We start from the raw sequence: 20,549 nt of genomic DNA, 5'->3' as shown, positions 1-20,549 counted from the left end.
GAACGGACAACACGGGGCCTCGACCGCCGATCGGTGACAACCGGTCGGCGGTTCTTGTTCCCCCGAGCAAACACCCCTGCCGATAGCCTGAACCGATGGGGATTAGTGACACAGCTGAAAAACTCCTCGCCGCCGGCACCGAATCGCTGATGGCGGCGTCCTTCGCCCTCGGCGACTACGACGAGGCGCAGGACACGCTGGAGCGTGCGCGGCAGCAGGCCGTCACGGACGACGACCGCCGGGCCGAGGCCGCGGCATTGGACAAGCTCGCGATGGTGCTGCACTACCGCGCGCTGGAGAACAACCGCGACACCTCGAACGCCGAGGCCGAGGAGGCACTGTTCCGGCGGGCCCTGGCGATCCAGCGGGAGATCGGCGACCAGGCCGGCGCCGCCGAGTCGCTGTTCGGCATCGGACTGGTCCACCAGGTGCTGCTCCACGACTGGGACACGGCCATGCCCTACTACCGGGAGGCACTGCCGCTCGCGGATCAGCACGCTGATGCCTACGTGCGCTCGGAGTGCTACCGGCACCTGGGCTTCTACTACTTCGCCGAGAAGCGCGACGCCGACACGGCCCTGGAGCACCTGCACACTTCCCTGCGGCTCCGCGAAGAGTGGGGCGACCCGCGCTCGATCGCCGGCGGAACGCTGGCCATCGGCCAGATCGAGATGCTCGCCGGACGCTACGACGACGCCATCGGACACCTGCGGACGGCCGTGGAGCAGATGGAGCGCGCAGGCGTCGGCGGACGCAACGCCGCGACGGCCGCCGAGTGGCTGCGGCGGGCCGAGGCGGGGGAGCCGGTGCCGGACTGAGGGCGGACCGCTCGCACAAGCGAAACCGCTCCGACTCACCCACGAATCGGAGCGGTTTCCCCATCACCTCACGGTCCTACAACCCCCGCAGCCCGTTCGGCGTCCCGACCCCGGTCGGCGCGTCGTAGCCGGGCCCCGCCGTGCACAGGTAGTCCCCGCCGCAGTCCCAGTTGGCGTTCGTCCCGCTGGTGACGTCGAAGAAGTCCGCGGCGTGCGAGTAAATACTCTGCGCGCTCGTCAGTGCCGCCGAGTTCCCGGCCAGGGCGATCATCGCGGCGATGATCGGCGAGGACGCGCTCGTCCCCCCGAACACGCCCCAGCCGCCCTCGACGTACACCGCGACGCCGGTGGCCGGGTCCGCGACCGCTGAGACGTCGGCGACCGTGCGGTTGGGGCAGTGCGTGTCGTGCTGCCACGCCGGCTTCGCGATGTAGGCCGAGCAGCCCGAGCCGCCGCCCTTCCACGCGCTCTCGCTCCAGCCGCGCGCGGCGGTCGAGGACTTGGTGAGGCTGGTGCCGCCGACGGCGATCACCGTGCTCAGCGAGGCCGGCCAGGCGCCCTGGATGAACCCGGCGTCGCCGCTGGACACCGTGACCGCGACCCCCGGGTGCTGGAAGGCGGTGTTCCAGGCCTGCTCCGGCGTGCTCTCATCGCCGCCCCAGCTGTTGGAGACGGCCACGGCGCCGGAGCCGGTCGCGGTCTGCTCGGCGGTGCCGAGCGAGGACGAGTCCGTGCTGTCCGACTCCACCAGCAAGATGTGGCACGCCGGGCACACCGCGGAGACCATGTCCAGATCGAGCGAGACCTCGGGGTTCCAGTCGTCGTCGGCGTCGTGCGCCGGCAGCGGCAAGGTCTTGCCGTGCTCGTTGACCTTCTTGAAGCAGCCGTTGGCCGTGGTGCACGCCGGCAGCCCATACGTGCTGCGATACACGGCCAGATCCGACTCGGCCTGCGGATCGTCGTGGGCGTCCACAATCGCCACCGTCCGTCCGGCACCGCCGGCGGCCGGCAGCTTATAGGCCGACAGCAGAGCCGCGTGGGCGAATCCGTCGGGCAGCGCGGCGCCCTTGGCCAGCGGCTTCACCTGCGACGCCAGCGCGAAGCAGCGCACATGACCGGCCGCGGCGCTCGGGCAGACCGCGTGCACCCCGGCCGCTCCCCCGCCCGATCCCCCCGCTCCGGCTCCGCTGACCGCGATCCCGCCGGGCGCGTTGACCAGCGCGGCGTGGTGCGCGGTCTCGTCCAGGGTGCTCCCGGCCGCGTCGACGGCGCTCATCCGCAGCGCCAGATAGCCGGCCTTGGTGCCGGCCGGCACCGGCCACGTCGCAGACACCTGATGCCCGTCGCCGAGCGCGACGGTCGTGGGCTGCCAGGTCTTGCCGTCGTCGTAGGACACTGAGACGCTCGCGCTCTTCACCGCGCTCGCGGCCACGCCGCTCTGGTGCTGGAAGGCGATGTCGACCGTCCCGGTCCCGACCGGCACCGAGTCGTGTCCATCGGTGACGAACCGCGCCCGCGCGTAGAGGATCGGTACCGGCGTCGAGGCCGCGGCCTGCGCCGAGTCGAAGCCCCACGAGATCTGCGTGTGCGTCGACAGCGCCGTCGTGCTGCTGGCGTACGTGGTGTCCAGCGCGTACACATAGCGGTGCTTCGCGGCGGGCAGAGCCAGTGTGAACAACTGGCCTTCCGTGCCGCCGCTGTAGATCTGCTTGCCGTCCTGGGTGATCGTCGTCGGTCCGTCGCTCCACTGCCCGACGTCCCCGGAGCCGTCGGTGTCCATCTCGTCGACACCGTTGAGGGTGTTCCCGTCGCGGCACAGGAAGCAAGGCCCGTCATACGTCGAGGGCGCCGGCGTGATGACCGTCCCGCGCCAGGCCAACGTCAGGTGCTCACCGGCGGCGGGGACGAAGTCGCGCTCCAACTCGCCGTCCAGGGAGCCGTCGGCGCTGGCCGGAAGCATCAGGCCTTCGTAGGACACCCCGGCGACCGCGGATATGTACTGCCGCCCCTGCGACGGCGCGTGCACGGTGACAGCGGGCAGATCGGGAAGGGCCGGGCCGGACGAGCCGGGGCGGTTCCACAAGTCGTTCATGGTCAAGTCCTGCTGCGGCAGATCCGTGGCGTAGGTCGAGTCCACGGTCGCCAGCGCACCAGCGGCGTACGTCTGCGAAGCAGGGACCTGATCGTCGTTCGGGAACGCCAGCTCATAGCTGCCGGTCCCGGAGGCCTGCCGGCCGAACATCGAGAAGTTCAGCACCCCGTACTTCGCCTTGGCCGCGCCGCCGACGAAGAACTTCGTGCCGGCGAGCGCCCCGACGTCCAACGAGTCCTGATGCGCCGCCGTACCGCGGTCCCAGCCGGCGACGGCCGCCGCGAACGTGCTGGGCTGCGGGGTGGTGAACGCGACCTGCTGCGCGGTGCGGGCGTCCAGCGCGGCGGCGGCGCCGGCGGCCGGCACGGTGAGGTCGGTGACCGAGAGCAGGTCCGTCTCGGTGGCGGCGCCCGCCGAGTCGGTCTCGAAAGCGGCGACGGCCACGCTGTAGTGGCCGGCCGGGACTTCGATGCGCGCGTCCCCGGCGTTCATGATCCCGTCCCAGTTCGCCTTCGCGGGATCGTCGGTGTTCACCGCGATCACCTCGGCGGCCGGGACCGGCTTGCCGGCATGGTCCACGGCCGTGATGTGTAGCGAGGTCATCGGGAAGAACGGGGTGACGGCCGCGGCCTGCGGACTCGCCGATCCCACCTCGAACGCGTCCAGCGAGGAGATCCTCCCGATCTGCGCCACCGGGACGACGGCGATCCGTCCGCCGACGTTCGAAGTCACGGCGGCGGCGGAATGGCCGGGCGCCGGAAGGAAATCGGCTCTGGCGCCCGGCCCCGATCCGGTGACCCGGACGTGGTCGCCGGTCGGCAGCGGATAGACGTGTTCTGCGACAGGGGCCGCTGAAGGGTGGGCGGCGACGCTGCTCGCGCGGGCGCTGATCGGCATCACGGCGACCGCGCCGCCGACAAGAGCCGCGGCTGCCAGGAGACAGACTCGCCGTTGGGTGGGACGTCGCACTTCGGAATCCTCCAGACACCGAACGGAATCAGGCATCGAGGAATCTAGAAGCGAATCAGGGATCGAGTCAAGAAGCTTAACCAGATTCTGTCGCTCGGCTCGCTCGCCTACCGCAGGGGCGATCGTCGCGGTGCACTGAAGATCCACCAGTCGGTTCCAAAGCACACACCCCTGACCCCATCGGCGTTAGGGTGGCTCGTGATTTCCGTCGCGACCTGGAACATCCTGCACCGCGTCCACGCCGAGAACTGGGGCGAAGACATCCTGAGGCACTGGCCGGACGAAACGGATCGGATCGCCGCGATCACGGCACGGCTGATGGAGCGCGCTGAGCAGGTCATCGCCCTCCAGGAAGTCAGCGGCGACCAACTCAACGATCTGGTTCACGCCCTACCCGCCGACCGTGTGACACACGCTCTGCGCTACCCACGCGTCCCGAGACCGCGCTACGGAACGTCCTCACTAGAGGACCCAAGCGAGCACTTGGTCCTGGTGGTGAACGGGCCGGCCCACCAGATCGCCGCCGAAGCCTTCGACGACGATCCGGGCAAGGGACTGCTGGCCGTCCAGACCGGCGACACGCTCGTAGTCGCCACTCACGTGAGCTCCGGCCAACGCCGGGCCGGTCAGCTGGCTCGCTTGGCCGAGCTCACGACCGCCTCGACAAATCCGGTCGTCCTGCTCGGCGATTTCAACTGTGACTCCGCCAGTGTGTCAGCCGCTCTTGGCCCCGGATACACGCTCGCAGTCCTCCCGCTGAACGCACCGCCCACCCGGCCGTACGGCGCGGGCATCCCGGCCCAGACCATCGACCACATCATCGTCCGTGGCGGCGGTACGCGCGGCGCGCAGACCGAGAACGTCGGCAGCCTTTCGGACCACAACCTACTGCGTGCAGATGTGATGCCCGAAGGCGAAGCGAGGTAACGCGGAGCGCCTTGCTGAAACTGATCTCCCCGTGGTCTTCTTTGCGTTTCCATCCACGCCGATTCGGGAGACACACACGCGTGAACGACCAGATGCCGACGACGCCCACCGTGGCGGTCGACGTCGCCCAGGAGGCTCCGGCGCCGCAGCCGGCTCCGGCAGCACCTTTAGCCGCCCCGACGCCGTCCTACCCGGCACCGGTGCCGCCGGTCTACGGAAGCAGCCAGGTCTACGGAGGCACGCACGCCTACGGCCGCCCGGTCTCGGCCCAGGCCCCGCCGGCCCCGCTCCCGTCGAAGCCGGCCCTGGCACGCTGGCTGGTGGGCCTGGCCGCGGCCGGGATCGCCGGGCGGCTTCTGACCGTCGCGGCTTGTGCGAACCGGATATCGTTCGCTGACAACTTCCTGAGCGGCGGCACCGGCACGCTCGACGACGCGAACCAGGCCGACCGGTTCGTGACGATATCCAGCGTCGTCTCGGCGGTGGCCTTCCTGTCGTTCCTGGGTGTGCTCATCGCGGTGCGCAAGCGCGGCAAGCGCGGCGACGCGCTGTGCGCCGCCGTCGCGAACAACTCAGCGGTGAGAATGACCAGCCGCGTCTACCTGATAGCGGTCGTCGCCTCGGTGTTCCTGCGGAACGCCTTCCAGCGGAACGACTTCGCCTCCCCGCAGGACCAGATCCACAGCGTCATCCACGGGGACTGGGCATCGATCGCCCTGAACGTGTTCGTGGTCGCGTTCCTCGTGGCCATCGTCAAGGTGACCCGGCGGGAGCTGGCGAAGGCCCAGACGGCGGCGCCGGCCGCCTGAGCCTTCTGAACCCCTGAGCCTTCCCGGCGCTACCCGACCGCCGCCTCCTCGCGCTCGGCGAGGTCGCGCTTCCACTGCCGGAAGCCCTCCTCCGTGCGGCCGCGGCGCCAGTAGCCGGAGATCGACGCCCGGTCGGCCGGGACGCCCCGCTCCTTGCGGATGTAGGGCCGCAGTTCGTGCATGACGGCCTGGGCCTCGCCGTGGATGAAGACGTGCACCAGCCCGTCGCGCCACGGCTCGGCGCGCACGGCCTCGGCCAGCAGCCGCCCGGGCTCGGCCCCGTCGGCGTGGATCCAGGTGAGCTCCACGCCCTCGGGGCGGGCGAAGTCGAGTTCGTCGGCCGGGCCGGCGACCTCGACGAAGACCCGGCCCACGGCCTCGGCCGGCAGGACGGCGCAGGCCGCGGAGATGGCCGGGAGCGCCGAGATGTCGCCGGCCAGCAGGTGCCAGTCGGCGTCGGCGCGCGGGGCGTAGGCGCCGCCCGGGCCCATCAGGCCGATGGCATCGCCCGGCTGCGCGGCCGCGGCCCAGGGTCCGGCCACGCCCTCCTCGCCGTGGTAGACGAAGTCGATCGCGATCGTCTCGGCCTCGGTGTCCACGGCGCGCACGGTGTAGGTGCGGACGGTCTCGCCGTCGGGGCCGGGGACGCGCAGCTTGACGTAGGAGTCGGTGAACTCGCTGGGCTCGAACGTCGCGAAACCCGGGCCGCCCAAGTGGACCCGGATCAGGTGGTCGTTCAGGCGTTCCGTGCGGCGCACGACGAACTGGTGAAGGGTGCGGGCCACTAAGGACACCTCCGTTGTTAGGTTTACCTAATCTCCCACCTTAGAGGGTGGCGGTGAGACAAAACCAGTAAGGAACCTTGACAGGAAATCCCGGGGCCGATACATCGTATATCGTATGGCGATTCCGCCGACCCGACAGAAGGGTCCTGATATGCGAAGATCCACCATCCGAGCCCTGCGACACTCCGTGCTCCTGCTGCTCGCCGCCGCGCTGGCGGCCGCCGGCGCGGTCCCGGCCCGGGCCGCGACGACCACCGACTGGTCGGTCGCGATGGTCAAGTCCACGATGCAGCGCTTCACCCCGGCCACCATCGGCGGCTGGTCCTACCCCGTCGGCCTGTACCTCTACGGCCAGTACGAGGTCCACCAGCGCACCCACGATCCGTCATATCTGGCATATCTGAAGGCGTGGGTGGACCGGTTCGTCACGCCTAATGGAACCATCAACCAGAGCTTCGACAGCCTGGACAGTATGCTCGCCGGACGGCTGCTGATCATCCTGCACCACGAGACCGGCCAGTCCCGGTACGCGATCGCGGCGGCCACCATCCGCGACCGGCTCACCACCTACCCGCGCACCTCCGACGGCGGGTTCTGGCACGCCGACACCTCCTCGCGCGCGCACCAGCTGTGGGACGACGGCCTGTACATGGTCGTGCCCTTCCTGGACGAGTACGGCAAGGAGTTCGGCGACCCGAGCGCCCAGGCCGAGGCGGTCAAGCAGATCACCGTCTACACGTCCCACCTGCAGCAGCCCGACGGCCTGTTGCAGCACGCCTGGGACGAGTCCAAGAAGGCGAGCTGGGCCGACCCGGCCACCGGACTGTCCCCGGAGCAGTGGTGCCGGGCCAACGGCTGGTACGGCATGGCGCTGGTGACCACCCTGGACGACGTCCCGGCCACCCAGCCGGGCCGCGCCGCGCTGCTGGGCGACCTGGCCACGTTCGCCGCCGGCCTGCAGAAGTACCAGGACCCGGCGACCGGCCGGTGGTTCCAGGTCATCGACAAGCCCACCGGCGCCGGCAACTGGACCGAGACCTCGTGCTCGGCCATGAACGCGTACACGCTCTCGCGCGGCGCCCAACAGGGCTATATCGACGCGCACTACAGCGCCGTGGCGCTCAAGGCGTACCACGGCGTGCTCGCACGCATCTCGCTGAGCAAGGGCCTGACGAACCTGACGACCATCTCGATCGGGACCAACGTCGGCGACTACGCGTACTACATCGGACGCACCCAGGCCACGAACGACTTCCACGGGCTGGGCTCCTTTCTGATCATGAACGAGCAGCTCCGAGGAATGGGAGGAACCTGATGCGACTCCGCATACTCGCGTGCGCCGCGGCTCTGGCCATCGGCCTGGCCGCCCCGGCCGCGCCGGCTTCGGCGGCATCACCATCGGCATCGGCATCGGCATCGGCATCCACGACGACATCGGCATCGACCACGCACTCCGCGCTCCCGGTCTTCAACGTGAAGTCCTACGGCGCGTCCGGCAACGGCACCCACAACGACACCCCCGCGATCAACAAGGCCATCGCGGCGGCCAACGCGGCGAGCGGCGGCGGCATCGTGGAGGTTCCCTCGGGCACCTTTCTGTCGGCGAACTCCATCCACATGCTCAGCAACGTCACGCTCCAGCTGGACGCCGGCTCGACGATCCTCGGCTCGTCCGCCAAGACCTACGACCCGCCCGAGCCCAACCCCTACGACAAGTACCAGGACTTCGGACACAGCCACTTCCACGACGCGATGATCTGGGGCGACCGCCTGACGAACATCGGCTTCACCGGCTCGGGCACCATCGACGGCGGCGGCCACCTGATCGCCGGTAACCCGGCGACCGGCCAGGCCGACAAGATCATCTCCCTGACCCGCTGCACCGGCCTGACCCTCAGCGGCATCACCCTGAGCCGCGGCGGCCACTTCGGGGCCCTGATCAACGGCTGCACCAACGTGGTCTCCGACCACCTGACCATCGCCACCGCCGGCAACCGCGACGGCTGGAACATCATCTCCACCACCAACGTCAAGATCACCAATATCAAGATCTCGTCCAACGACGACGCCCTGGTCTTCAAGAGCGACTGGGCCCTGGGCCAGACCCTGCCCAGCGGCCACGTCACCGTGGACGGCGCGACGCTGAACGCGCAGTGCTGCAATGCCCTGATGTTCGGCTCGGAGACCTGCGGACCGTTCACCGACTACACGTTCGACCACATCGCCATCACCGGCGCCGGCAAGTCCGGCCTGGGCATGGTCAGCATGGACGGCGCGGACATCTCCGACGTGCACTACTCGAACGTCACGATGTCCGGGGTCAGCTCGCCGATCATGGAGAAGATCGGCGACCGACTTCGCTGCGGCGGATCGCCCACCCCGGGGCACATCTCGGACATCACGTTCACGAACGTGACCGGCACCGGCGCCAAGTCGCCCCAGTACAGCCCGACCTTGTGGGGCCTGGACGCCTCGCACCGCATCACCGGCGTCACCTTCGACGCCGTGAACCTGACCCTGCCCGGCGGCAGCGGCCCGGTGAGCACCGGGGTGCCGAGCAACAGCTCGGACTACAACCCGAACAGCATCGGCACCCGCCCGGCCTACGGCTGGTACCTGCACAACGTGGACGGGATCCAGTTCACCGACAGCTCGGTCCGCCTCACCGCCGACGACGCCCGACCGGCGGTGATCGCCAACGCGGCCGGCACGGTGAGCTTCAACGGCTTCACCGCCCAGCACGGCAGCAAGAGCCCGTATGACATCGGCTTCCAGAACGTGTCCGGGTACTGCGTCGCCTCCAGCCAGACCACGACCGGCGGCAAGGTGAAGGTCTCCAGCACCGGGTCCACCTCGGCCTGCTGAGCCACGACCACCACAAGCGCGGCCGTGGCCTCCGGCGAGAACCGCCAGAGGCCACGGCCGCGCTCACTTCGCCGATGCCAGCCCCAGCATCAGACTCTTCACATCGGTCGCGGCGAACCCCTCCCGTGCGAACTCCGGGCGCGAGCACAGCAGCACCGGCCCGTCATCCGCACTGTCGGGCAGCCGCCCGTGCGACCCGCGCACCGCGGAGGCGTCCAGGCCCACCACGTCCATCCGATAGCGCAGCCCGGCCTTCTTCCGAGCCAATGCCTTCGCGGCGCGCATCTTCGCCGCCCTCGGGTCCGCCGGGTCGAAGAAGAGCTCCATCGGGTCGTACCCGGGCTTGCGGTGGATCTCGACGGTGCGGGCGAAGTCCGGGGCGCGGTCGTCGTGCTGCCAGTAGTAGTACGTGAACCAGGCGTCGGGCTCGGCGACCGCGACGAGGTCGCCGGCGCGCGCGTGGTCGATCGCCAGCCGCCGCTTGTCCTCGGCGGCGAGCACCTCGTCGACCCCGTCCAGGTCGGCGATGGCGGCGCGGGCAAGCGGCAGGTCGGCGGGGTCGGCGACGTAGATGTGGGCGATCTGGTGGTCGGCGACCGCGAAGGCGCGCGACGCCCAGGGGTCCAGGTACTCCATGCCGTCCTGGGTGTGCACCTCGAGCAGTCCGGCGGCGCGCAGGGCCCGGTTGACGTGCACCGGTTTGGCGGCCCGGGTGATGCCGTACTCCGAGACGCACAGCACATCGTCGCCGCGCCCCCGGCAGGCCTCGATCAGGGGCCTGACAGCCATGTCGAGCTCGCCGGCGGCCGCGGCGGCCCGGGAGTCGTCGGGGCCGTAGCGTTGCAGGTCGTAGTCCAGGTGCGGCACGTAGACCAGCAGGACGTCGGGACGGTGCGCCGCCAGGATCCGGCCGGCCGCCGCCACGATCCAGCGCGTGGACTTGATCGACGCCGTCGGACCCCAGTAGTGGAACAAGGGGAAGTCCCCGAGGCGTGAGGTGAGCTCGTCGTGCAACTCCGGCGGCCGGGCGTAGAAATCAGGGTCCTTGCGTCCGTCGGCCCGGTAGACCGGCCGGGGCGTCACCGTCCAGTCGGTCGCGGCGCCCATCGCGTACCACCAGCACACGTTGGCCACCGTCGCGCCGGGACGCTCGCGCCGCAGCGCGTGCCAGAACAGGTCGCCGCCGACGAGCCGGTTGTGCTGGCGCCACAGCAGCGGCTCGCCGAGGTCGCGGAAGTACCAGCCGTTGCCCACGATGCCGTGCTCAGCCGGATCGGCCCCGGTGAGCATGCTCGCCTGCGCGGTGCAGGTGACGGCAGGGAACGAGGGAGTCACAGGGGCCTGAAATCCGGTGTCGGCCACGGACCTGATCGCCGGGGTGTACCGCAGCAGCTTCGGCGTCAGGCCGACGATGTCGAGGACCACCACCGTCACAGCGCCACCTCCAAGCCGGCCCTCACAAGTTCGGTATGGGCCCACCACATCTCGGCGGCGATCCCGACGGCCAGTTCCATGGCGTCGCGCGGACGTTCGTCCTCGGGAAGCACCTGCCAGGTGTACGTCTCGACCTCCACGTGGTCGGTCACCGCGTCGCCGCCGGGGAACAGCTCCGTCAGGGTCCTGATCAAGGTGTCGTGCGTCCCGGCCAGCGGCGGTGCCACGTCGGCGTGCAGCGGGATGTGGAAGTGCACCCGCCACGGCCCGGCCGCGGGCAGAGAATCGCCCTTGAGGGCCTCATCAAGGTCATCGGTCCCGCACAAGGCACCGGCAGCCACCTCGCGAGTCTGATGCAGATAGCGCGGCTCGACGAAGCGGGACAACGCGTCCCGGGCCGCCGCATCAGAGGGCTGAGCCGCCTCCAGCGCGGCCGACGCCTGGAGTTTCACCACCGGGATCCCGGCATCGGCGAGCATCTTCAGCGCCGGCACGGGATCCTCGTGGGCGACAGCCAGATGCGCGGCGTCCAGGCACACGCCGAAGTACGCGGGGTCCAGCCCGGCAAGCGCCTGGACCGCCTGTTCCGTCCGCTCGATCACGCACCCCGGTTCCGGCTCGAACCCGACCCGGATCGCGGCGCCGGTCCGGGCACGCAGATCCGCGAGGTGCTCGCCGACCAGGTCGATGTGCCGCCGGGCCGCGTCCCGCGCGGCATCCGGCCACGGGTCGCGCCAGCCCAGCGGCAGTGTCGAGATCGAGCCGCGGGCCGCGTCGGCGGGCAGCAGCCCGGCCAGGACCGTGGCGAGGTCCATGGTGTACTCGGCGCGCCGGCGATCGGACCAGTCGGGGTGGTAGACGCGGTACTTCACCGCCGCGTCGCCGAAACCGGAGTAGGGGAAGCCGTTGAGCGTCACGACTTCCAGGCCTCGCGCCGAGAGCTCAGCGGACAGCTGCCCGACGGCACGCGCGTCGGCGGCCAGCGCCGCGGCGACGTCGCGGGCCAGCCACAGGCCCAGGCCGAGCCGGTCGGCGCCGAGCAGCAGGCGCACCGGCTCGGCGTAGACCGCGAGCTGCTCCAGGACCGCGGCCAGGTTCTCGACCGGATGGACGTTCGCGCAGTAGCCGAGGTGCACGACGGTGCCGTCGGCATGTCGAAGACGCACCGCTACTCCCCCGTCTCGCCGCGCCGCACCGAGCTTCCTTGGAAGCTCTCGGCCAGCGGCCGGGTCTGCTCGTCGAGGTGCAGCCGACCGCTTTGGCCGTAGAACTCCACAGGATTGCGCCACAGCACCTGGTCCACATCCGCCGCGTCGAAGCCGGCGGCGAGCATCGCCTCGGCAGTGCGGAGCGTCTTGAGCGGATCGCTGCGTCCCCAGTCGGCGGCGGAGTTCACCAGGATCCGCCCGGTCCCGTACTCGCGCAGGATCGCGACCATCCGGCGTTCGTCCATCTTGGTGTCCGGGTAGATCGAGAAGCCGGCCCAGCACCCTGATTCCAGCACCGGTGCCACCGTCAGTTCATTGAGATGGTCCAGCAGCACCCGTTCCGGCGCCAGGCCCGACTCCCGCACGACGTCCAGGCTGCGCATCGTCCCGGCACGCTTGTCCCGGTGCGGGGTGTGGACCAGGACGGGCAGCTCGTGCCGGCGGGCTTTCTCAAGCTGGATCGCGAATACCTCGTCCTCCTGCGGGGTCATCGAGTCGTAGCCGACTTCCCCGACCGCCACCACCCGGTCCTTGGCCAGGTAGCGGTCGAGCACGTCGAGCACGTCCCGGCAGCGCGGATCATTCGCCTCCTTGGGATTCAGCGCGAGCGCGCAGTGGTGGCGCACGCCGAAACCCTCCGCGCGAAAGGGCTCCCAGCCCAGCAGCCCGTCGAAGTAGTCGACGAAGCTGCCGACCGAGGTCCTCGGCTGGCCGAACCAGAACGCGGGCTCCACGACCGCGCGGACGCCGGCCGCGGCCATCGCCCGATAGTCGTCGGTCGTGCGAGAGGTCATGTGGATGTGCGGGTCGAAGATGCGCATCAAAGGCTCCAGGGCACAGGGAATCGGGCAAGGATCGGCCACACCTCGTCGGGGACGGCGCGCCCGGCCGCGACCCGCTCGGCGGCGAAGTCGCTGAGCATCCGGGCCAGTTCGGCATCGGCGCGCTCGTCCAGCCCGGAGACCGCGGCCAGCGGGATGCCGCAGAACACGCATTTGAGGACCGCGTGCCGGTAGGCCGGCGGGCTCAGATGGCGCGCCGCGTAGCGGCCGAGGGCTGCGGCGATGAGCCTGGTGTCGTTGGTCCGCAGCGCGTCCTCGACGATCGGCAGGGCTCTGTCATCGAGGTCGATGCCGGTGTGGTCCAGGGCCAGCAGGACCGCGCGTTTCTCGTCGGCGTCGCCATCGGTATAGAGACTGAGAAGCAGATCGAGGTCCGGCCACGGAAAGGATGCCAGCAACAGCACCCGCGCGGCATCGTCGGTGCGCCAGCCGTCCGGCAAAGGCGCGCGGCCACAGGCCCTGGCTGCCGCGGGGAACAGCGTCCGCAGTTCGTCCTTGTCCCGAGCGGCTTTCTCGCGCGCGGTCGCGAGCCATTCGCAGGCGTGATCCGGCCCGCCGGTCAGAAAGACGGCTTCGAGATCGCTGATCGTGAGCAGGCCCGTCATGGCGACTCCGCCGCTTTCTTGAGGAACGTCAACGATTCGGACGCCACCCGGACGGCGGCGTGGGAGTGGCGCGGCAGCTCGACGGAGACCAGGCCGGGGTATCCGGACTCTGACAGCGCTCGCAGCACCGGCGGGAAGTCGATCTCCCCCTGCCCGAACTCCAGATGCTCGTGCACGCCTCGGCGCGTGTCGTCGATCTGCACGTTCACCAGACAGTCGGCGACACGCGCGACGCATTCGGCGACCGGAAGCGGCTCCAGGCACCGGCAGTGGCCGATGTCCAGGGTCACCCCGAACCCGTCCGGCCGGCCGAGGACTTCGCGCAGCTCCTCGAACCGGCCGAGGGTGTCCACGGCCATGCCCGGCTCCGGTTCGAAGCCGAGGACGACTCCGGCGTCCTGGGCCGCGGCGAGCACGATGTGGCAGCCGCGCGCGAGCCGGTCGAGGGTCAGCGCGGAATCGCAGGCTTCTGTGACCGTCCCGCTCCAGAACGACACGGCCTGCGCACCGAGTTCGGCGGCGATCCACACGGCGCGGGTCAGCAGATCGACGCGCAGCGCCCGGCCCTCGGGCTCGGCGGAGACCAGCGTGGGCTGGTGTTTGCGCCACGGATCGAGCAGATAGCGCGCACCGGTCTCGATGACGACGTCCAGTCCGAGACTGTCCAGGCGCCTTGCCAGCGCCGCGACGCGCCGGGGCAGGTCCGCGGCGTGGGGGTCGAGGTGCTGGTGGTCCAAGGTCAGGGCGACGCCGTCGTAGCCGAGGTCGGCCAGGATCGCGAGCGCGTCTTCCAGGCGGTGGTCGGCGAAGCCGTTGGTGCCGTAGCCGAAGCGCGTCATGTCGGGGACACCTTGCGGGCCAGGCGGCGGGCGAGCGGTCCGGCCGCGGCGACCGGGAGCGCGGCGAGGGGTTCGCCGCGCCCCGCGATCAGCGAGGCCTGCAACGGCATCAGGCTGATGATCCCGGCGCCGACGGCCTTGCGGACGGTCTCGGCGCGGCCGTCCCGGGCGACGGCGGCCTGCGCGCTGCCGAAGCGCCACGTGTACAGGCCGGCGAGCGCTGCGGCCAGGGCGCGCTGGGGAACCGGCACGGGTCGGCGACCGCGTCGGTCGTGGTGGTCGTGGTGGTCGTAGCGGTCGTGGCGCAGCACGGCCAGCGCGCCACCGGCCGCTCCGCCGCTCAGGACCGCCGTGGTCGCGGCGACGCGGCGGGAGGCCCCGCTGACCTCGCTGCGGCTGAGCACGGTGACGGCCAGGGTGTGGACACCGACGACGGCCGCCGCCGGGGCAGCGGACCGCATCGCGCCGATGCCACCGCCGGCACCGGCGCCCAGCAGCACGTCCAGGCTTCGGGCGGCCGCCATCGCGGGCGGCTCTGCCGGACCGTCCTTCCACACCAGGTCGTATCCCCACACGGCCCCGGCCAAGGGCACGGCGACGATCAGGGTACGTACTCCCCCGGCCAACGCCGCGATGCCGAGCCCGGCCGCGGTAAGGCCGCAGGCCAGCGCCAGGGCGGTCCGGGGGTGCACGCGGCCGGAGGGCAGGGGGCGCTCGGGGCGCTCGAAGACGTCGACGAACCGGTCGGCGTGGTCGTTGAGCGCCATGCCGGCCCAGTACAGGCACACGGACGCGGCGGCTGTTCCGCAAGTGCGCGCGTCGATGCGGCGTCCGGCCGCGGCGGCTCCGGCCAGGACGTCGCCGGGCACGCTGAAGGCCGCCGGAGCGCGGACGAGTTCGATGAGGGCTCTAATATCGGCCATCAGGAGCCCGCCTCGGGCTCGGGCTCCACCGCCACCGAGGGCGCCCAGGAGAGCAGCGCCTCGTACTGGTTCGCCAGGCGGTAGTCGGGCTCGTCGTGCTCGGTGGCCGGCACCGGGTCCTTGAAGAAGAACGAGGCCGGGGTGAACGCGCCTGCGGCACCGCACTCGTGTGCTCTGGCCAGCAGCCGCGCGAGGTCCAGGACCAGCGGCGCGGCCAGCGCCGAATCGCAGCCCTGCCAGGTGAACTGCATGGTCATCCGCACCCCGAGGAAGCCCTCGAAGCCGATGTGGTCCCACGCGGTCTTCCAGCCGCCCTGCGCCGGGACGTTGTCGATGTGGGTGCGGCCCTCGACCGGGGCGCCGAGCAGCCGGTCCAGCCCGCGGCGCTTGGAGGCGGTCTTGCTGGCGGCGGCGCCGGTGTCGGCCAGGGTCGCGCCGTCGCCGCCGCCGAGCAGGTTCGTCCCGGACCAGGAGCGGACCCGCAGAGCGCGCGAGGTGAGCATCGGGGCCAGCGCGGAGACCAGCAGGGTCTCGCCGGTCTTGGCATCGCTGCCGGCGTAGGGGACGCCGACGGAGCGGGCCAGCTCGTCCAGGGCGGGCAGGCGCGCGCCGGTGGAGGGGGTGAAGTCCACGTAGGGGCAGCCGGCGCGCAAGGCGGCGTAGGCGTATTCCGAGCTCGCCGGAAGATCCGCGTCGTCCCGGTCCAGGGCGGCTTCCAGATCAGCCAGCCGCCAGTGGTCCGGGTGATCCGGGTGGCCCGGGATCGGCGGCTCGGTCGAGGCGACGTTGATGACGACGACCCGGCGCAGCCGGCGCGCGGCGCGGAACTCCTCGAGGTCGGCGATCAGGCCGCTGATGCGCTGCCGCGCCGATCGAGGGTCGCCGGCGCGCGGCGTCGCGGGCCGGATCGCGGCGTCGGCGGCACGCAGGTCGTCGGCGACAGCGCCCGGCAGCGCGGCGGGGATCACGCCGTCGTCGGCGAGTTCGGCGGCCTGTTTCAGGATGCTGACATCACTGATGTCGTGGCCGCCGAACACCAGGTCCGCGTAGTCGGGCAGCCGCGCGGCGGCGAACCGCGGCCCGGCGGTCACGCAGCCGACCGGCTCGGCCAGCCCGGCCCGCAGCGCGGCCGCGCCCACGATCGCGGTCACCGCGACCGATCCCCGGGCCCCCACCAGCCACACGCCGGTCGCCGGGGCCTCGTCCGCACTCGTCATCGTGGTATGCCCTCCCGCCGATAGTTAGGTAAGTTTCCTAACTCGATGGCACCGTAGCGCCGGGTCCCGGGGGCGTCAACGCCCTGCGAACGCCGCCGCAGAGGGGCGGAACGCGATCGAATCAGACCCTTGACGGGCCGGAACGTATCTCATATATTCCCCAGCGTTTCTAGTTAGTAACCTTTCCTAACTTGACTCGAGGACTGATGGGCATTCTCGCCGAAGCACGAGAGCTGACCGCGCACCGCACGGTCGTGGGCCGCCTCCCGGGCACGCTGCGGGCCCGAGTGTCGTGGCCGACGCGGTGCCCGCGGCCGTCGCCGTCGAGCTGGTCCACGACTTCTCCCTGCTGCACGACGACGCCGGACCACGGCCTGGCTCGGCACCTCGTCGTGGCCGAGCGCAAGACCGGCGCCCTGTTCGGCGCGGCCTGCGAACTCGGCGCGCTGGCCGCACGCTGCCCGGACACCGCCTGGTGCCGGGCGTTCGGCCGGAACCTGGGCACGGCGTACCAGATCGCGGACGACCTCGCGGACGGCTGGCCCGGCCCGCGGTCCGCCCGCGACCGCGACCGCGGCGAAGCCCGCCGCCGGATCGCCGCGGCCCTGCACCACCTCGACACGGCGGCGGGCGCCGGATCCGCCGCCGAAGACCTCCGGCTGCTGGTCTCCGCCGTCCTGACCGAACCCAGCTCAGGGCGGCGGATCCCCGGAGCGCACACACCGCCGGAAACACCGAGTGAGGAGATCGAATCGTGAGCAGACCACGGATGACAGGACTCTTCCTGAGATCGGCGCTGGCCGCCGCCCTGGCGTTGCTCGGGGTGTACGCGGTCAGCGGGAACGCGGCCGCGACGCCGCCGAGCGGGTTCTCCGACACCGTCGTCGCCAACGTCACGCTGCCGGTCGGACTGGGCTTCACCCCCGACGGCCGCATGCTGGTCACCACCAAGCCGGGGCAGCTGTACGCGTACAGCAAGACCGGCACGCAGACCCTGGCCCTGGACGGGTCCGGGTTCATCTGCGCCAAGCAGCCCGGCCAGGACGAACGCGGGATGCTCGGCGTGGCCGTCGACCCGGCGTTCGCCACGAACGGCTACATCTACGTGTACTACTCCCACAGCACCAACGGCAGCTGCTTCAACCGGGTCTCGCGTTTCGCCCTGGACGCCACGAACCACGTGGTGGCCGGCAGCGAGAAGGTGCTGATCGACGGCATCCAGGGCGACGGCTTCCACAACGGCGGCGACCTGGTCTTCGGCAAGGACGGCGACCTGTACGTCTCGGTCGGCGACGGGCACTGCCTGGAGGGCTGCGACCCCTCGAACAAGGCCGCCCAGGACCTGACCAAGCTCAACGGCAAGATCCTGCGCATCAAGCCCGACGGCTCGATCCCGGCCGGCAACCCCTTCAGCGGCACCGGCACCGCCCGGTGCGACACCGGACCGATCACCTCCGGCAAGTGCCAGGAGATCTACGCCTACGGCTTCCGCAACCCCTTCCGCATCGCCGTGGACCCCAACGCCTCCGGGACCCGGATCTTCGTGAACGACGTCGGCGAGAACACCACCGAGGAGGTGGACCTGCTGAAGGCCGGCGGGAACTACGGCTGGCCGATCTGTGAGGGGCCCTGCAACCCGACGAACAAGGCCTACGTCGACCCGTACTACTCCTACCCCGACAACATGGGCGGCGGCCGGGGGTCGATCACCGGCGGCGCGTTCGTCCCGAACGGCGCCTGGAACCCGGCCTACAACGGCGACTACCTGTTCAGCGACTACGTGAAGAAGAACCAGTACCTGATCAACGCCACCGGCTCCAGCGGCACGGGCCTGAAGACCTTCTCCGCCGGCGCGACCGCGATCTCCATGGAGTTCGCACCGCAGAACCTCGGCGGCACCGGCACCCAGCAGGCCCTGTACTACACGGATCTGATCGGCGGCACGGTGCACAAGGTGACCTCCGGGACCACCACGCCCAACGCCTCCTTCACCACCAACGCCGGCACGGGCCTGGGCACCTACTGCTCCACCCACGCCACGACCGCCGGCAAGCCGCCCTTCACCGTGTCCTTCGACGGCTCGGCCAGCAGCGACCCCAACGGCCGGACGCTCACCTACGACTGGGACTTCGGCGACGGCAGCACGGCGACCACCACCACCCCGACGACCACCCACACCTACACCACCGTCGGGAACTTCACCCCGAAGCTGACGGTGAGGAACAGCGCCGGCGCCGCCTCGCCCCCGGCGACCGGCACGGTCCGCACCGACGACGCGCCCCCGGCCCTGACCATCGCCTCGCCGACCCCGACGAGCACCTTCACCGTCGGCCAGACCTACACCCCGTCCGGATCGGCCGTCGACAGCACCGGCACCACGCTGCCGGCCTCGGCGCTGACCTGGCAGGTGTGGCTGTTCCACATCAACCACGTGCACCCGGTGCTGGACCCGGTGGCGGGCAACGGCGCGACGTCGTTCGTGGCACCCCCGGCGGAAGAGTTCTCAGCGATCAAGGGCAACAGCCGTCTGCTGGTCTGCCTGTCGGGGACCGATACCCATGGCGTGACCCAGACGACCGAGCAGGACTTCAACCCGCAACTGGTCCACCTCAGCCTCGCCTCGCAGCCCTCCGGGCTGAAGATCGCCATCGCCGAGGACGACGTGGACCCGAACGGCACGGTCACCACCCCGGCGACCGTCACCTCCTGGGCGGGCTACCAACTGCACCTGAACGCCCCGAACCAGACCGACGCCTCGGGCACCTCGCAGACCTTCGCCTCCTGGTCCGACGGCGGCGCGCAGCAGCACGCCGTCACCCCGACCGCGGACACCACCTACACCGCGACCTTCACCCCGAGCACCAGCACCTGCTCGCCGGCCCAGCTGCTGACGAACCCGGGCTTCGAGTCCGGCGCGACCGGCTGGACCCAGAGCTCGACCCTGGGCTTCAGCCCGATCACCAAGGCCACCTCCGCCGAACCGGCGCACGCGGGCTCGTACGTGGCGTGGTTCGACGGCAACGGGAGCAAGGACACTGACAGCATCACCCAGGCCGTCACCGTCCCGGCCGGCTGCAAGGCCACGCTGTCCTACTGGCTGCACGTCGACACCACTGAGAACACCACCACGGCCAAGCCGGACACCTTCACCGTCCAGGCACTGGACAGCGCGGGCACGGTGCTCGGCACGGTCGGCACCTTCTCCAACCTGAACAAGGCCTCGGGCTACACCCAGCACACGGCAGACCTGTCCGCCTACGCCGGCCAGAGCATCAAGCTGAAGTTCACCGGCAGCGAGACCGACACCAACGGAGGTACGACCAACTTCGTCCTCGACGACACCTCACTCACCACAAGCTGACGACAGGCTGACGACGGGCTCACGACGGCTTGTCACGGCGGCCGGCTTTCCGCTGGCCGCACGCGTCCTGTTCCGCTGATCGGAACAGGACGCGACACCACCTCGGCCACCCGGCCAAGCTGATCCCCGAAAGCAGAGCTTTCATCCCATCACCATCCAATCAGGGGGAAAGAATTGCGTAAGGTCAGCAAGCGGGTGGCCCTGTTCGCGTCCTCGGCGGTCCTGGCAGTGCCGGGCGTCGTCATGGCCGGCACGGCGCACGCCGACGCCACCTCCACGGTGATCCGGATCTGGGGCTCCAGCCACTGCCTGGACAACGCCACCGAGAACTTCGCGAAGGTCCAGATGTGGGACTGCACCAAGCACGCCGAACAGAACTGGTTCCCGGTGTTCAACGGTGACAACGGAAACCTGGCGGACTTCAGCTTCCAGAACAAGAACACCAACCTGTACCTCACCGCGCCCGCCGGCGGAGGCGGGGGGACGGTCGTGATGTCCGGCTACACCGGGGACGCCACCCAGCAGTGGCTGCGCATCTACGACAACGACCCGTCCGACCAGACCGACGGCAGCTACCAGGTCTGGGAGAGCGCCTCCTCCCCCGGCTGGTGCCTGAACACCAACAGCGTGGGCAACGGCACCGTGATCCGGCTGTGGCCCTGCGACATCACCGACCACTACCAGAAGTGGCACTTCGACAACTGACGATCCAACCTGGGGGGGGACACAGGCTCTGGCTCCCGGCGCGTGCCGCCGGGAGCCAGAGCCCTGTCATATCCGGCGCTTCTGAGTGGTGTGTGGGTAGCCGGGTGGCGTGGGCGGGTGCGGTTTGGTTGTGGCTTTAGAAGCTTTTCT

17 protein-coding genes are annotated in these 20,549 nt (G+C 70.5%); 8 read left to right on the top strand and 9 right to left on the bottom strand.

Translation table 11 applies throughout. The features are described 5' to 3' along the window. Nucleotides 1-95 precede the first annotated feature (95 nt). Nucleotides 96-818: a tetratricopeptide repeat protein gene (locus ABH926_RS47120; RefSeq protein WP_370373832.1), complete on the top strand. Its 723-nt coding sequence runs from the start codon at nucleotides 96-98 to the stop codon at nucleotides 816-818. A 76-nt stretch (nucleotides 819-894) separates the two neighbouring features. Here the strand turns inward: ABH926_RS47120 and ABH926_RS47115 are convergent, their stop codons facing one another. Next, on the bottom strand, nucleotides 895-3,879 hold the full coding sequence (locus ABH926_RS47115) for a hypothetical protein (protein WP_370373830.1): 2,985 nt from the start codon (nucleotides 3,877-3,879) through the stop codon (nucleotides 895-897). A gap of 198 nt (nucleotides 3,880-4,077) precedes the next feature. On the opposite strand from ABH926_RS47115, the gene ABH926_RS47110 reads away from it, so the two are divergent. After that, a complete protein-coding gene (locus tag ABH926_RS47110) occupies nucleotides 4,078-4,806 on the top strand; it encodes an endonuclease/exonuclease/phosphatase family protein (RefSeq protein WP_370373828.1) in 729 nt (242 codons plus the stop codon). An 80-nt stretch (nucleotides 4,807-4,886) separates the two neighbouring features. Then, nucleotides 4,887-5,615: a hypothetical protein gene (locus ABH926_RS47105; protein WP_370373826.1), complete on the top strand. Its 729-nt coding sequence runs from the start codon at nucleotides 4,887-4,889 to the stop codon at nucleotides 5,613-5,615. A gap of 29 nt (nucleotides 5,616-5,644) precedes the next feature. Here the strand turns inward: ABH926_RS47105 and ABH926_RS47100 are convergent, their stop codons facing one another. Beyond that, nucleotides 5,645-6,400 (bottom strand): siderophore-interacting protein, encoded by a 756-nt coding sequence (locus ABH926_RS47100; RefSeq protein ID WP_370373825.1) that lies wholly within the window; start codon nucleotides 6,398-6,400, stop codon nucleotides 5,645-5,647. Nucleotides 6,401-6,551: 151 nt separating this feature from the next. Here ABH926_RS47100 and ABH926_RS47095 point away from each other — a divergent pair, with 151 nt between their 5' ends. Together ABH926_RS47095 and ABH926_RS47090 are read left to right on the top strand one after the other, a co-directional pair. Then, a complete protein-coding gene (locus ABH926_RS47095; protein WP_370373823.1) occupies nucleotides 6,552-7,715 on the top strand; it encodes a glycoside hydrolase family 105 protein in 1,164 nt (387 codons plus the stop codon). Continuing rightward, complete coding sequence (locus tag ABH926_RS47090) at nucleotides 7,715-9,265, top strand: glycoside hydrolase family 28 protein (protein ID WP_370373821.1); 1,551 nt, start codon at nucleotides 7,715-7,717, stop codon at nucleotides 9,263-9,265. Before ABH926_RS47095 ends, ABH926_RS47090 begins: the two co-directional genes overlap by 1 nt. A gap of 63 nt (nucleotides 9,266-9,328) precedes the next feature. On the opposite strand, the gene ABH926_RS47085 is transcribed toward ABH926_RS47090, so the two are convergent. Genes ABH926_RS47085 through ABH926_RS47055 form a run of 7 tightly spaced genes read right to left on the bottom strand, consistent with a single transcriptional unit; the run spans nucleotide 9,329 to nucleotide 16,333 of the window. Continuing rightward, the gene (locus ABH926_RS47085; RefSeq protein ID WP_370373819.1) at nucleotides 9,329-10,699 is read right to left on the bottom strand and encodes an alkaline phosphatase family protein; all 1,371 of its coding nucleotides are present in this window, start codon (nucleotides 10,697-10,699) and stop codon (nucleotides 9,329-9,331) included. Next, complete coding sequence (gene eboE / locus ABH926_RS47080; protein ID WP_370373818.1) at nucleotides 10,696-11,865, bottom strand: metabolite traffic protein EboE; 1,170 nt, start codon at nucleotides 11,863-11,865, stop codon at nucleotides 10,696-10,698. The genes ABH926_RS47085 and eboE overlap by 4 nt, the downstream gene beginning before the upstream one ends. Nucleotides 11,866-11,867: 2 nt before the next feature. Then, entirely contained in the window at nucleotides 11,868-12,728 is an 861-nt protein-coding gene (locus ABH926_RS47075; RefSeq protein ID WP_370373816.1) for a TatD family hydrolase, read from the bottom strand. Then, nucleotides 12,728-13,354, bottom strand: coding sequence for an EboA domain-containing protein (locus ABH926_RS47070; protein WP_370373814.1), 627 nt, complete (start codon nucleotides 13,352-13,354; stop codon nucleotides 12,728-12,730). Before ABH926_RS47070 ends, ABH926_RS47075 begins: the two co-directional genes overlap by 1 nt. Beyond that, a complete protein-coding gene (locus tag ABH926_RS47065; RefSeq protein ID WP_370373813.1) occupies nucleotides 13,351-14,193 on the bottom strand; it encodes a sugar phosphate isomerase/epimerase family protein in 843 nt (280 codons plus the stop codon). The genes ABH926_RS47070 and ABH926_RS47065 overlap by 4 nt, the downstream gene beginning before the upstream one ends. Further along, a complete protein-coding gene (locus ABH926_RS47060; RefSeq protein ID WP_370373811.1) occupies nucleotides 14,190-15,116 on the bottom strand; it encodes an SCO3242 family prenyltransferase in 927 nt (308 codons plus the stop codon). Before ABH926_RS47060 ends, ABH926_RS47065 begins: the two co-directional genes overlap by 4 nt. Next, a complete protein-coding gene (locus tag ABH926_RS47055; RefSeq protein ID WP_370373809.1) occupies nucleotides 15,116-16,333 on the bottom strand; it encodes an inositol-3-phosphate synthase in 1,218 nt (405 codons plus the stop codon). The genes ABH926_RS47060 and ABH926_RS47055 overlap by 1 nt, the downstream gene beginning before the upstream one ends. 206 nt (nucleotides 16,334-16,539) lie before the next feature. Here ABH926_RS47055 and ABH926_RS47050 point away from each other — a divergent pair, with 206 nt between their 5' ends. The 3 genes from ABH926_RS47050 to ABH926_RS47040 all read left to right on the top strand — a co-directional run bounded on the left by ABH926_RS47050 (nucleotide 16,540) and on the right by ABH926_RS47040 (nucleotide 20,399). Further along, nucleotides 16,540-17,091, top strand: coding sequence for a polyprenyl synthetase family protein (locus ABH926_RS47050; RefSeq protein WP_370373807.1), 552 nt, complete (start codon nucleotides 16,540-16,542; stop codon nucleotides 17,089-17,091). After that, nucleotides 17,088-19,694, top strand: coding sequence for a PQQ-dependent sugar dehydrogenase (locus ABH926_RS47045; RefSeq protein ID WP_370373805.1), 2,607 nt, complete (start codon nucleotides 17,088-17,090; stop codon nucleotides 19,692-19,694). Before ABH926_RS47050 ends, ABH926_RS47045 begins: the two co-directional genes overlap by 4 nt. Nucleotides 19,695-19,868: 174 nt before the next feature. Next, complete coding sequence (locus ABH926_RS47040; protein ID WP_370373803.1) at nucleotides 19,869-20,399, top strand: RICIN domain-containing protein; 531 nt, start codon at nucleotides 19,869-19,871, stop codon at nucleotides 20,397-20,399. The last annotated feature ends 150 nt before the right edge of the window (nucleotides 20,400-20,549 follow it).

Source organism: Catenulispora sp. GP43 (assembly GCF_041260665.1).
In the GTDB taxonomy this organism is placed as follows: Bacteria; Actinomycetota; Actinomycetes; order Streptomycetales; family Catenulisporaceae; genus Catenulispora.
The sequence above is the reverse complement of the archived record's forward strand: the minus strand, read 5'-3'. Positions and strand labels throughout refer to the sequence as shown.

Excerpts from the sequence above, each read along its gene's own strand:
- ABH926_RS47060 (WP_370373811.1), bottom strand. The coding sequence starts at position 15,116 with ATGGCCGATATTAGAGCCCTCATCGAACTCGTCCGCGCTCCGGCGGCC.
- ABH926_RS47120 (WP_370373832.1), top strand. The coding sequence starts at position 96 with ATGGGGATTAGTGACACAGCTGAAAAACTCCTCGCCGCCGGCACCGAA.
- ABH926_RS47090 (WP_370373821.1), top strand. The coding sequence starts at position 7,715 with ATGCGACTCCGCATACTCGCGTGCGCCGCGGCTCTGGCCATCGGCCTG.
- ABH926_RS47065 (WP_370373813.1), bottom strand. The coding sequence starts at position 14,193 with ATGACGCGCTTCGGCTACGGCACCAACGGCTTCGCCGACCACCGCCTG.
- ABH926_RS47050 (WP_370373807.1), top strand. The coding sequence starts at position 16,540 with ATGGGCATTCTCGCCGAAGCACGAGAGCTGACCGCGCACCGCACGGTC.
- ABH926_RS47070 (WP_370373814.1), bottom strand. The coding sequence starts at position 13,354 with ATGACGGGCCTGCTCACGATCAGCGATCTCGAAGCCGTCTTTCTGACC.
- ABH926_RS47095 (WP_370373823.1), top strand. The coding sequence starts at position 6,552 with ATGCGAAGATCCACCATCCGAGCCCTGCGACACTCCGTGCTCCTGCTG.
- ABH926_RS47075 (WP_370373816.1), bottom strand. The coding sequence starts at position 12,728 with ATGCGCATCTTCGACCCGCACATCCACATGACCTCTCGCACGACCGAC.
- ABH926_RS47055 (WP_370373809.1), bottom strand. The coding sequence starts at position 16,333 with ATGACGAGTGCGGACGAGGCCCCGGCGACCGGCGTGTGGCTGGTGGGG.